Origin of the sequence: Lacticaseibacillus jixiensis (assembly GCF_042847315.1) — a bacterium.
Lineage (GTDB): Bacteria > Bacillota > Bacilli > Lactobacillales > Lactobacillaceae > Lacticaseibacillus > Lacticaseibacillus jixiensis.
In genome coordinates, this window is the sequence record NZ_BAAFPR010000042.1 from 1 (window position 1) to 13,004 (window position 13,004).

Sequence of the window (13,004 nt, forward strand, 5' to 3'; positions counted from 1 at the left end):
CGTCCAACTTGATACGAACAATCTCGGGTTGATCTTCGTCCATATAAATACCTCACCATTCTTATGATGAGGTCATGATACCGCTTGGCAATTGAGAGGGATAGGCGGTCTGTTATTAGGTGCTTACGGTTGATCCATCTTGATTTGGACGATATCGGGTTTATCTGACATAAAAAATACCTCACCATAATTGATGAGGTCAGTGTACCGCTGGAAATTTGATTAGGGAATCCGTGCTGTTATCTCCTGCTTACTGAAGAATGAGGCTTATTTGAGTTACCCTAAAACAAGGCTCTTGGAAGAAATCGTCTGACAGTGTACATCAACTTATAAGATAACAAAAAGGCTCCTCATTTTTGAGAAACCTTCAAAGGATAAAAATTATCCTTCAACACCATTTGACAAACTCCCGTTTTTAATTGATCAGCCTTTATCTGCACCAGCAGTGATCCCAGAAACATAGAACTTCTGCATGATGATAAACAAAATCGTGATCGGGATAGCGATGACAACACATCCAGCGATAAACTCAGTGAAGTATGTCGTCGATGCACCCTTAGTGGAATGCAACATGTTGTACAAGCCATAAGCGATGGTATAAGTTTTGGCATTGCCTGAACTTGACAAGATGATCCCTGAGAAAATGAAGTCGATCCAAGGGCCGATGAACGCCGTCAAAGCCGTATAAACAATGATCGGGCGACTCATTGGCAAGCCGATATGAATGAACACTTGCCATTTGGTGGCCCCATCCATCACCGCCGCTTCATCAATAGCAACTGGAATCGTATCGAAGAAGCCTTTGGCGATGTAGAAGCCTAAACCGGCACCGCCGACGTAAACCAAAGTCAAGCCGCCGAGGTTCAACATGTTGAAGTTTTTCAAAATGTAGTACAAGGCGATCATCGACATGAATCCTGGGAACATTCCCAAGACTAAGGCGATTTGCAAGAACTTCTTACGAAAGGCGAAGCGCAACCGCGACAAGGTGTACGCCACACAAATCGTGACAAACGTGGATAACACCATCGTCACTAAGCTGACCAGCAAGGTGTTGCGGATCCAGTACAAGAATGGAAATTGATCAGACGTGAAGATCCCGATGTAGTTTTGCAACGTGAATTGCTTTGGCCAAAAGGTTGAGACAAAGCCGGTATCATTAGATGAGAAGCTGGCTAAAATGATCCACACAATGGGGATGATCCATAAAATCGCCAGCAGTGCTAATAAGCAATAACGAAATACCAAGGACAGGCGGCGCTGTGCATGATATGATTTCATTTTTTAGCCCTCCTTGAATGCATTGGTGCGACGGTAAGCGATCAGCGAGAATACCGCACTGAGGATAAAGATCAAGATCCCAAGTACCGCACTGGCGTTGTAACGCTGCGTTTGGCCGAAGACCAAGTTGTACAACCAGGTCACCAGCAAGTCAGTGTCTCCGGCGCCGTTATAGTTGTTGTTCATTGGATACCCTGCCGTCAACAAGTAAATGACGTTAAAGTTGTTGATATTCCCAATGAATTGTTGGATCAAACTTGGTGCCATCACAAACAGAATTTGCGGGAACGTGATCGAGCGGAACACTTGCCATGCATTGGCCCCGTCGATGCGGGCCGCTTCGATTTGATCTTGGGGCAAGTTTTGAATAATCGCCGTGGAAATCAACATCGATACTGGGATCCCAATCCACATGTTGACCACGATAACGGTGATCCGCGCCACCAAAGGACTAGCAGACGCGCCGATGAAGTTGATCGGACTGGAGATCAAGTGAATACTCATTAAAATATTGTTGAGTGGGCCTTGCAGATCCAAGAACTGAGCCATCATCAACAAGGAAACAAATTGCGGTACCGCGTAAACGATCACGAAAATCGTCCGCCAGAAGCCTTTATGGTTGATGCCTTTGGATTCGATCAACATCGCCAGCAAAACGCCGAAGAAGAACGTCGTCGCGGTGGCACAAACCGCCCAAACCAAGGTCCAACCTAACACTGGGAAGAACGTCCCAGCTAAGTCGCCAGTCAGCACGTTGCCGAATGCTTTAAATCCAGTCCAGGAAAACCCGATTGGATGTTTGCCATCATAGTTGGTGAACGCCATGGAGATCATGTACACCGTCGGTAAAATCGTAAACGCCACGATCAACACGATCGGCACTGCCAACAACGTGGAATGCAAGCGTTCATCGATCAAGGCATGCAAGTTCTCGTGGTTGGTCGGCACATGTTCGCCATCACGCAATTGCACATATAATGTGCGCATCGAGCGCAAATGCGCGATATACAAGCCTAACATTGCCAGCAGTAAAATCACTGCCAACACCCCAAATAATAGGATCAATACCGAGTTATCCGGTAGCTTGGTTAAATAAACGCCTTGGGTTTGATCAAAGACCACTTTTTTTGATTTGATTTCCCCGAGGTTGCTCAGCATGCTTAAGGCGCTGACCCCACTGAAGATAAACCAAACCCAAAAAGCGATTTGAATGCCTAATAAGGCGATCCCTTTAGCCCATTGCTTATGGCGCAATTGGACAAATCCCATCAGGAGAAATGATAGCTTGAAGGAGACATCGCCTTTTGACCATACCTCTCGATAAGTCGCAGGCGGCTGGACCTTATTGTGTTTTTTAAACATCGTCTTGCTCCTTCCAAAATCAGTTTTGATACAGAATAATGGCTGAAGGTTAAACCCTCCGCTTTAAAGCAAAGCCACAGCTTTGCTTCAAAGCGGAAGTCGTGATTGTGGTGATCACGGCCCTTAATTAAATCAGATTAGTTCTCTTTGGAAATGGCATCTTGGAAAGTTTGGAGTTTATCCATGTATTGGGAGCTCTTGATCGAGCCGGTGTAAGCACCGTTGATCAAAGGCGCAGATAAGTTCCAGAAGGTTGCCATTTGCGCCATCTTAGGCATGATGATGGAATGGTCAGAAGACTTGGACATCGTCATAACCGCTTTGGCGACAGGATCAGACGTGATGGTGTCACTAGTTTGGGCAGCTTTATCAACAGGGATCTGACCGGAGTTCTTGTAAACGATCAGTTGAGACTTCTTGTTGGTGATGTATTCAGCCAAGGTTGCCGCCGCTTTTTGGTTCTTAGTGGACGTATGGGAGTTAACCGCAAAGGCTTCGATGCCTAAGAACGCTTTGAGTTGCACTTGCTTGCCGTTGATGTTGACCGTTGGATATGGGGCAACGGCGAAGTTCTTGCCTAAAATCTTCTTGATGTTAGCGGAGTTCCAAGGACCATCTAACGTTGCAGCAGCCGCGCCGGACTTCAATTGGTTCAAAGCGTTAGACGTTTGCATCACATTCTTGTTGGCCTTTTGTTGTGCCAACCAAGTCATGGCTGCAACCCCTTTAGCGTTGGCAACATTGGTGCCTTTCAAGGTTTCACCGTCAGTCCCATACAAGTTCGTGCCGGCAGATAAGAAGACTGGATAGTAGTTGTATGCGTTGGTGAAGTCAGTTGCGATCACACCTTTAGCGGTGATGCCGTCCCAAGTCTTCACATCTTCAGCCGACAACTTGGACTTGTCGTAATAAAGAGTTTGGGCTTGTTCAGCAAATGGATAGGCATAAAGCTTATTGTTCCATTCAACCGCTTTTGCTGCAACGGAAACGTTGTTTGCTTTAACCGTCTTAGTGGAAGCGGGTGACAATGGGTTGATGTAGCCTTGATCCGCCATAGAACCTAATTGATCGTTTGGCACTTCGAAAACATCCGCAGCTTTAGCCGGGTCTTTGCCGACATCGGTTTTAGCGTTGGCAGAACCATTAGGACTTTGAGTAACAGCGACTTTAACTTTTGGATATTCTTTGTTGAAGTTCTTAACGATGGTCTTGTAGTAAGGCACTTGCGTCGTGTCGACCCACAATTTAACCGTCCCAGTGACTTCTTTGCTACTGGATGTGTCTGTGGAGCTTGAGCTTTTACCACAAGCCACCAAAGCCATGGATGCGAGCAAGGTGACGCTACCTAACATCACTTTTTTCCAAGTTTTCATAATCTTGTTCCTCCCCAAAATATCTTTATAATTGCGACACTCACAGCGCCAACTTGGCGACGTAAGCTTGATAAGGTTGAAGCTGGGTGGTGATCGGTTCAACATTGGCGAGCAAGATCTCGCTAATATTCGGTTGGTTAAAATGCTGAAGCTTATCCGTTAAGTTGGCCACGATCAGCCAACGCTCACCTTCAAAGCTTCTGATATAAGCCATCACCCCGGAATCGGTAGTGAGGGGTTCAAAGTCCCCACGCACGACGATCGGGTTTTGATGACGGAGTTGGATCAAGCGCTGATACACATGCCAAACACTATTGGGATCAGCAAGTGCTTGTTTGACATTGATGTGGTCGTAGTTGGGATTTTCTGCCAGCCACGGCATGCCGGTGGTGAAACCGGCATGCGGCGTGTCATCCCATTGCATCGGGGTGCGCGCATTATCTCGACCCATGGTGTTGACTTGCTTGATCAAAGTGTCAGCGCTAACGCCTTTGGCCAATTGTTCGGCATACCAGTTGCGGCTTTCAATGTCGTTGACTTGATCGATGCTAGTCACCGGCCGGTTGGTCATGCCAATTTCTTCGCCTTGGTAAATATAAGGCGTCCCGCGCATCAAGTGGAGCAAAATGGCAAACATTGAAGCTGAGCGTTCTCGATACTGACCATCATTGCCCCATCGCGACACGATCCGCGGTAAGTCGTGATTGTTCCAAAACAAACTGTTCCAACCATGTTGATAATCCAATTCGGTTTGCCATTTGATCAAGGTCTGTTTGAACAGATCCAGATCTAATGGCATGGTATGCCATTTGGGTTCACCATGTTTTTGATCCAGTTGCATGGTCTCAAATTGGAAAACCATCGACAACTCATGGCGCTCAGGATCTGAATACTGCTTGGCGATTTCAGGGGTAGCGCCCCAAGTTTCGCCCACTGTCATCAAATCGGCACGACCAAAGGTGGCGGCATTCATTTCTTGCAAGTAGTCATGCAAGTGCGGCCCATTTTCGCGAATCTCAAGATCGGGAATTTTGCCGATCAAGTCGATCACATCGAGTCTAAAGCCGCCAATACCACGATCGATCCAGCGATTCATCATCGCATACACCGCGTGACGCACCTCAGGATTTTCCCAGTTGAGGTCCGGCTGTTGCGGACTGAACAGATGCAAGTAATACTGACCAGTCGCCTCATCCAAGGTCCAAGCCGATCCAGAAAACGTTGACGTCATGTCGTTTGGTTCATGGTCATCAACCGGATCACGCCAGACGTACCAATCACGCTTGGGATCATTTCGCGAAGACCGTGATTGCTTGAACCAGGCATGTTGATCAGACGTGTGGTTGACCACCAGATCCATGATGATGCGAATGTGGCGCTTTTGGGCTGCGGCGATCAAGGTATCCATATCCCCCATCGTCCCGAACTGCGGGTCGATGGCTTCATAATCGGCAATGTCGTAACCGTTATCAAAACCAGGCGACAGATACACTGGGCTCAACCAAATCGCATCGATGCCTAATTGTTGCAGTTCATCTAAACGGCTGATGATCCCAGGCAAGTCCCCGATCCCATCACCATTGCTATCTTGAAAAGACTTGGGATAGATTTGATAAACGATTGCGTTTTGCCACCAACTCACGCGCTCACCTCCTTAAAAGCTTCAACGATCTTGCTTAACTGCAAGTCTGCAGTGCTGGCCACGACATAATCAGCAAGTTTTAACACTTGTGCATCCCCGATGCCAACCGCAAATTGGTTAGCCGCTTTGATGGCTTGAACGCCAGCTGACGCATCTTCAAAGCTGATCACATCCTGAGCTTGCAAGTTCAATGCTTGTTGCGCCAAGGTGAAGATCTCAGGATCCGGTTTACCGCGATGCAACTTAGCCGGATCAACGATGGCATCAAAGGCGTCATCGAGTTGCAAGTGTTTCAAAATCGTCGGCGCGTTCTTTGACGCTGAGGCGATGCTCATGTGCAGGCCTTGCGCTTTAGCATCTTGTAATAACTGCGCGATCCCTGGCAAAATGTCTGCCGGTGTTAAGGTTTGGATCAACTCAAGATATAAGTCATTTTTGCTTTGGGCAAAGGCGGCTTTTTCTTCATCTGAATAGGCATCGACTTTGTTCCCATAGCTCAAAATCAAATTCAACGAATCCATTCGCGAACGCCCACGCAACGCGTCGTTTGCTTCTGGTGGCAGTACGATATCAAGGCGTTGAGCCAGTTGATTCCATGCTTGTAAGTGGAAGCGCGCCGTGTCTGCGATCACGCCATCCAAATCAAAAATTAACCCTTTGAGCATGCAACCCCTCCTTAACTTAAGTGCACCGTTTCGTCAAAGACTAACACATCGATCGGATCACCGCTGACTAACTTCAATGTGGTTTCATCTGCCACATCCACAGCAATCAAGCGGCCGCGATAGTTGAACGTAAAGCTGTAATGCGTCCAACCTTTCGGTACAAACGGCTTGAAACTCAAATGGCCGCCAGTGTAGCGCATCCCAGCAAAGCCTTGAACGATGGCTAACCAAACCCCAGACATGGATGTGATGTGGAGGCCATCTTCAGTGTCGTTGTTGTAGTCATCCAGATCCAACCGCGCCGTGCGGGCATACAGTTCAACGGCTTTTGCTTCTTTGCCCAATTCCGCGGCTAAAATTGCGTGAATCGAAGCGGATAAGGACGATTCGTGTACCGTCATCGGTTCGTAGAAGTCGAAGTTGGCTTCTTTTTGCTCGCGGGTAAAGCGGTCATTCAAGAAGTAAATGCCTTGCAACACATCGGCTTGCTTGATGAATGGAGAGCGCAAAATCTTATCCCATGACCAGTGCTGATTGAGTGGCCGTTGATCAGCGGGAATCGAGCTTGCCGGGCGCAGATCTTTATCCAAGAAGGTATCGTGTTGAACAAAAATGCCCAAGTCTTTATCTTCTGGATAATACATGCGATCAACAATATCTTGCCAGTGCGCTTTTTCATCATCAGTCACGGCCAACGCTTGAACTTTATCAACATCCGCTTTTGGTAGACGCTCAAGGGTGTATTGCAACTCCCAAGCGGCCATGGTGTTGGTAAACCAGTTGTTGTTGACGTTATTTTCATATTCGTTAGGGCCGGTGACGCCATGGATCATATATTGTTGATGGCGCTTGGAAAAATGCACCCGATCCGCCCAAAATCTTGCCACGCCGACTAACACATCGATACCATCCCCATTGACGTAAGATTCATCGCCGGTGTAATCCGTGTATTGCTTAATGGCAAAGGCGATATCGGAATTACGGTGGAGTTCTTCGAAGGTGATTTCCCATTCGTTGTGACATTCGATGCCGTTGAACGTGACCATTGGGAACAACGCGCCGGCTAATCCTTGTTGTTGGGCGTTGTGATAAGCGCCTGGCAATTGATCGTGCCGGTATTGCAACAATGCCCGGGTGACTTCTGGTGGGGTCACAGCCAAGTACATCGGCACCACATATGCTTCAGTGTCCCAATAAGTGGCACCGCCATATTTTTCGCCGGTAAAGCCTTTAGGCCCGATATTTAAGCGAGTATCTTCGCCATAATAAGTCATGAACAGTTGCGCAATACTGAAGCGGATACCTTGCTGCGCTGCCGGGTCGCCGTCGATCACAACGTCTGACTGTGCCCAACGCTTGGCCCAAACTGCTTCATGTGCAGCTAATGCTTCATCAAAACTTTGCGGTAGCAGTTCAGCCATCAGTTGATCGGCTTGAGCCGGTTGTTTTGCCGGTTCAACATCACGACTGGTCAAGACGATCACGCGCTTTTCAAGGGTAAGCGCATCGCCTTGGGTTAAGTCGTAGCTTAAGGTTTCATCTAAGCGTCCTGGTTCAGTTGATCGGGTGCCTTCAACTGCCGCGCCGTTCACTTTCAAGGCTTGCTTGAGCAATACCGTGAACTGCGGGACGTCGAAAGGATTGGCTTTGGTTTCAAGTTGGATCGAACCTTGAGCAGCATCTTCATGTTGCGGGATCCAGAAGTGTTCGTCGTAATTCGAGTCTTCGTTAGTGACATTGCCATCCAAAGCAGCATCAAATTTCAATTCAGCCGAGCCTTTTAAGACTTTGGCGTTCACTTTGATCAAGCCGGCTTGTTGCATGGCATTGGAAACGAACCGCTCAAATTCAAAGGCAACTTCGAGATCATCTGTAACGTATACAAAACTGCGGGTCAACTTGCCTTGATGTAAGTCGAGTTGTAAGTTGAAATCGCGGAAGTTATTTTTCGCTAAGTCCAATGCCACGCCATTAATGGTAATGCCTAAGTTGATAAAACTTGGGGCGTTGATGGCTTTACCAAAATAATCAGGATAACCGTTTTTCCACCAACCAACGCGGGTTTTATCTGGGAACCACACACCTGCGAGGTAGGCCCCCAATAAGGTGTCGCCGGAATAACCTTCTTCAAAGTTACCCCGCATGCCCATATACCCATTCCCGATGGCGGTCAGTGATTCTTGCAGGCGCTTATTGGTTTTATCTAATTGATGCGTTGCCACCAGCCAAGGGTCGATGTTGAATAATCGCTTTGCACTCATTTGCACTCACTCCGTTTCGCTTTTAACACTTACTAGCGTAGCAGTTTGGAAAGCGTTTTTACAAGGCGAAACCCATTGTTACCGTTATCAGGATTTCATTGTGCGCGAACAATAAAACCTTTAGGGCTTAAAATACCAGCCTCAAATCCTTGTTGCAGCAATGGTTGTGCCGCAATCGCCGCACCTTGATCCGTGGTGTTGAAATACCCAACGAGTGTTTGACCCGCTAACTGGCGGGTGACTTTGATCAAACCAGTATCCGTTAAAGCATACGTCGTGGTCCCATTGCCTAACAGCTCAGCGTATTCCCGCCGCAGCGCCACTAATGCATGCACGCGTTGCCACGTTGACTGATGCAACTTCGACCAGTCCATCGGCTTGCGATCATCAGGATCATTTCCCCCGAACATGCCCATTTCCGTGCCGTAGTAGATGCAAGGTGTGCCAGTTTGTAAGAAGGTAAACGCCAAGGCTTGCAGTGCGCGATCTAAGTCACCACCAGCTACTGTCAACAAGCGCGGGGTATCATGCGAATCTAACATGTTGAGCATCATCGCATTAACATTATCGCGATACAACATCAACTGATCACTTAAGCGGGCGAGCATCGTTTGCGCATCACTCACGCCAGTTAAGAAGTGGTCTTCGATTTGTTGCGTGAAGGCATAATTCATCACGCCTGAGAACTCGTCGCCATTAAGCCATGGTTGGCTTGAATGCCACACTTCGCCTAAAATGTAAAAATCGGGTTTGATGGCGATCAAGGCATCATGGAATTGACGCCAGAAATGATGATCGACTTCATTGGCGACATCTAAGCGCCACGCATCGATATCAAATTGTTTGACCCAATAAGTCGCAATTTCTAATAGGTAAGCCTGCACTTCTGGGTTCGCAGTGTTGAGCTTCGGCATCCCTGGGCCAAAAGCAAAGGTATCAAATTGTGGATCACCTTGGCCTTGCGTCGGATCACGGTATGGTAACAGCGGCCAATCATGAATATGGAACCAATCTACAAAACGCGACTTTTGGCCGTTTTGCAACACGTCTTGCCATTGCATCGACGCATAACCCATATGGTTGAACACCGCATCAAGCATCACCCGCATGCCGCGAGCATGGGCTTCATGCACCAGTTTGGCAAACAAGGCTTTGTCGCCAAAGGCTGGATCAATTTCCAAATAATCGATGGTGTCATATTTATGATTGGAGCTAGCTTTAAAAATCGGGCAGAAATATAAGCCGTTTACGCCGAGGTCTTGCAAGTCGTCTAGGTGATCCAACACGCCTTGCAGATCCCCACCGTAATAATCGTCGCGACCAGGATGATCTTCTGGCTGCCATGGCAAACAATTTTCCGGATTCAAACTAGGATCGCCATTGGCAAAGCGTTCAGGGAAGATCTGATACCACACCGTTTCACTGACCCACGCTGGCGTTTTGGTGCGATCGATTTCGTGAAAATAAGGCAGTCGGAAGTAGTTAGCCGCTTCGATGCGCTCGGCTTCAGTATCTTCTCTGGGCCCGCGATCGCCGAATAACACGGTTTTACCTTCAGCGTCAGTGGCTGCAAATAAGTATTGGATCCGCTGATAAGGCGGCTTTAACGTCACTGCCCAATAGTCATGAGTTTGGCCACTGGCAACTTTAATCATAGGGGCTTTTGAATAAGTAAAATGATACTCGCCAGATTCATCGGGTAAATTCCAATAAGGATCCCCATATAAAGCGGTCACATTTTGAACATCACCAAGGGCGGTTTTGAATCTGAGCCGGACTTGATGTGCGTCGATCAAGAAACAATCTTCGCTTTCGGGACGGTGAGCCATTGCAGAAATTAACATATTATTCCTCCGTGATCAAAACAACACTGGCACCAGCACTGAGGCGTAGCTGTTGGTTCAACAATTGCACGGTACCATTTTCTAATCGAATATCATAACGCGCTCGAGGCAAATCAATCACTGAGGCATCGCCAATCGATACGGCGACGATTGCCTTTTGATTTTGTAATTGCCGTTGATACACATAACTATTGGCGTCCGTGGTCAACAAGCGATAATCCCCATCACTGAACAAGTCGGTTTGCTTTAGTTTCAACAACTCGCGGTAAAAATTCAGCTGACTTTCTGGATCATCAGCTTGCTTTTCAACCGTTGGCGTATCAGCGCTTTTGCCTTGAAGCCATGGCGTGCCGGTGGAAAAGCCCGCATTTTGCGTGTTATCCCAGCGCATGCCACCACGCGCTGGCAACTTATGGGTGGCAGAAACTTGTTGCAAGGCTTGGGTTTTGGTTTGCCCAGCCGCCATCGCCGCTTGCACCCAAGGCCCCACGGTTTGGTCTTGAAACTCATCAATTGAATCAAACTGTAGATTCGTCATGCCCAACTCTTCGCCATAATAAATGATCGGAATGCCACGTTGCAGATACATCAACATCGCCAAACTCCGCGCCGTCAATGAATCTTTGGCGACGCGACCAAGGAGGCGTGGCATATCGTGATTGCTCCAATAAAGCGTCGGCATCGCTGATAACGTTTGTTGCCACACTGCTTGGGTTTGCTTGAAGGCTTGCCAATTCAAAGGTTTAGGTTGATATTGCGCCGGATAAGCGGGATCGACTTGCGATTCATCTTCTTTAAAGTAGCGAAACGTCACCACGCTATCCATCAACCGATCGGTATAAGCCGCCGCCAAATTCACATCCGCACTGGCGGCTTCCCCTAACAAGAAAGCATGCGGGTAATCGGTTTTGATGCGTTCTGCAAACGGTCGCAGCCAGGTTTGCACTTGCGGTAAATTGGCAAAAAATGGTTCTGCCACTACCGGTTCATGCGAGCCGTCTGCCGTTGGAAAATCTTGATCTAAACGGGCTTTGGCGATGTGGATAAAGGCATCCACGCGCAGCCCATCGATCCCTTTTTTCAGCCAAAAATCAGCAATATCGCCCATCGCGTGGCGCACTTCAGGATTGGCCCAGTTCAAGTCTGGCATGTGCCGATCAAATAAGTGGAAATATGATTTGCCGGTACCAGCTGGATCTTTGGCCCACACAGAGCCACCAAAGAAGCTGCCCCAATTGTTAGGGCGCTGATCGTGATCCCCGGCAAAAATATAATAATCGCGATATAAACTGCCAGGATGCTTGATTGCATCTTGAAACCAACGATGTTGATCAGACGTATGATTCATCACAAAGTCCAGCAGCAAATGGATCCCAGCATCATGCAGCGCTTTGATCAACGCATCCATATCCGCCATAGTCCCGACATCTGGATCGATGGCATAGTAATTGGCCACGTCATAGCCATTGTCCACTTGTGGCGAGGTAAATACGGGATTCAACCAAACCGTATTGATACCAAGCGTTTTTAAATAAGGAATGCGTTGAATAATGCCCGGCAAGTCGCCGATACCATCGCCATTGCTGTCTTGAAAAGATTTCGGATAAATTTGATAGATGATCGCGTGATTATACCAATTTTCCAAAATGTCGCCTCCTCCGTCAAATATATGCTAGGTATAGAATACGAGAATACCGGCATGCCTTGCAAGCTGTGACTGATTGTTACCGGTATCAGAATCATTCCAAATAAAAAGTCTAGTCTTTTCAACTAGACCAATCATGAATTAACCTGGATTATTCACCTCGGTATTGGGGACATGAAATCGCATCTGGCCGGTCTGAAAGCAACGTTTGGAGCGTTGCGAATACTGACTGAGCGGAGAAGTTGGTGATCGATGCACCACGAACAGACCGACCCAGTTTTCGGCTCGACGCACGACCTATTCAGTTATTCAGTTCAGGTCGCCAACTGATGGACTTCGTCCATGAGCCGACTAAACCAGTTCTTGTAAACATAGTTAGAAGCAAGATGAATCACCACACGACGGGCGTGCCAAGTAATCCTACCGGCGATGTGAAAGAGACTGAACCGTAGCGAGGAGATGGTTGAACGACGGTCTTCCGAGACAAAGAGCTGTTTAAAGAGCTGAACCAGGTTATAGGCAATACCGGTGATCAAGGCTCGTGCAGTGTTCCGTGCAAAAGTTGAGCTGTCTGTTTTGTCAAAGCCAAACCCGCATTTCAGCTCCTTAATTTGGTTCTCAGCATTGCCCCGCTGTCTATAGGTCTTGAACAAAGTCTCTGGAGCCTCGGAGGCCAGGCTGGTCACTACGAATGCGTGGTTCCAGGGAACTAGCTCATCTGCCGTATGAGTAGAACATACGATAACACGGCGAGCTTTACCCCATGACGCGGCCTGATACTTGAATTCGTGGTAGACGCATTTGCTCTCTTCATATTTTGGAGGGCAATCCACTAAGGCCGTTTCTGCCAGCTTCCCAAGCTTTGAATTTGCCTTGAGTCGAACCAAAAAGTCGACGCCATGTGTGTCGCACATCTCGTAAAATTTTGGCG

General features: G+C 47.8%; 9 protein-coding genes. All 9 read right to left on the reverse strand.

Annotated elements, in window-relative coordinates; genetic code table 11:
* Nucleotides 1–423 precede the first annotated feature (423 nt).
* A complete protein-coding gene (locus ACGG90_RS14585; protein WP_125708932.1) occupies nucleotides 424–1,281 on the reverse strand; it encodes a sugar ABC transporter permease in 858 nt (285 codons plus the stop codon).
* 3 nt (nucleotides 1,282–1,284) lie between these two features.
* Nucleotides 1,285–2,643, reverse strand: coding sequence for a carbohydrate ABC transporter permease (locus ACGG90_RS14590; protein ID WP_125708934.1), 1,359 nt, complete (start codon nucleotides 2,641–2,643; stop codon nucleotides 1,285–1,287).
* Nucleotides 2,644–2,780: 137 nt separating this feature from the next.
* A complete protein-coding gene (locus tag ACGG90_RS14595; protein WP_390410524.1) occupies nucleotides 2,781–4,016 on the reverse strand; it encodes an extracellular solute-binding protein in 1,236 nt (411 codons plus the stop codon).
* A gap of 40 nt (nucleotides 4,017–4,056) precedes the next feature.
* Nucleotides 4,057–5,658, reverse strand: coding sequence for a glycoside hydrolase family 13 protein (locus ACGG90_RS14600; protein WP_390410526.1), 1,602 nt, complete (start codon nucleotides 5,656–5,658; stop codon nucleotides 4,057–4,059).
* A complete protein-coding gene (pgmB, locus tag ACGG90_RS14605; protein ID WP_125708940.1) occupies nucleotides 5,655–6,323 on the reverse strand; it encodes a beta-phosphoglucomutase in 669 nt (222 codons plus the stop codon). Before pgmB ends, ACGG90_RS14600 begins: the two co-directional genes overlap by 4 nt.
* A gap of 11 nt (nucleotides 6,324–6,334) precedes the next feature.
* Complete coding sequence (locus ACGG90_RS14610) at nucleotides 6,335–8,584, reverse strand: glycoside hydrolase family 65 protein (RefSeq protein WP_390410527.1); 2,250 nt, start codon at nucleotides 8,582–8,584, stop codon at nucleotides 6,335–6,337.
* Between the two features lie 95 nt (nucleotides 8,585–8,679).
* Nucleotides 8,680–10,428, reverse strand: coding sequence for a glycoside hydrolase family 13 protein (locus ACGG90_RS14615; protein WP_390410529.1), 1,749 nt, complete (start codon nucleotides 10,426–10,428; stop codon nucleotides 8,680–8,682).
* A 1-nt stretch (nucleotide 10,429) separates the two neighbouring features.
* Nucleotides 10,430–12,073, reverse strand: a complete 1,644-nt coding sequence (locus ACGG90_RS14620) for an alpha-glucosidase (RefSeq protein ID WP_390410531.1) — start codon at nucleotides 12,071–12,073, stop codon at nucleotides 10,430–10,432.
* Between the two features lie 314 nt (nucleotides 12,074–12,387).
* Nucleotides 12,388–13,004, reverse strand: a 617-nt coding sequence (locus ACGG90_RS14625; protein WP_390407408.1) for a transposase, incomplete at its 5' end; no start/stop codon positions are given.

What these genes read in the sequence shown, in the direction of transcription:
- pgmB (WP_125708940.1), bottom strand. Translation starts at nt 6,323, where the DNA reads ATGCTCAAAGGGTTAATTTTTGATTTGGATGGCGTGATCGCAGACACG.
- ACGG90_RS14595 (WP_390410524.1), bottom strand. Translation starts at nt 4,016, where the DNA reads ATGAAAACTTGGAAAAAAGTGATGTTAGGTAGCGTCACCTTGCTCGCA.
- ACGG90_RS14610 (WP_390410527.1), bottom strand. Translation starts at nt 8,584, where the DNA reads ATGAGTGCAAAGCGATTATTCAACATCGACCCTTGGCTGGTGGCAACG.
- ACGG90_RS14585 (WP_125708932.1), bottom strand. Translation starts at nt 1,281, where the DNA reads ATGAAATCATATCATGCACAGCGCCGCCTGTCCTTGGTATTTCGTTAT.
- ACGG90_RS14590 (WP_125708934.1), bottom strand. Translation starts at nt 2,643, where the DNA reads ATGTTTAAAAAACACAATAAGGTCCAGCCGCCTGCGACTTATCGAGAG.
- ACGG90_RS14615 (WP_390410529.1), bottom strand. Translation starts at nt 10,428, where the DNA reads ATGTTAATTTCTGCAATGGCTCACCGTCCCGAAAGCGAAGATTGTTTC.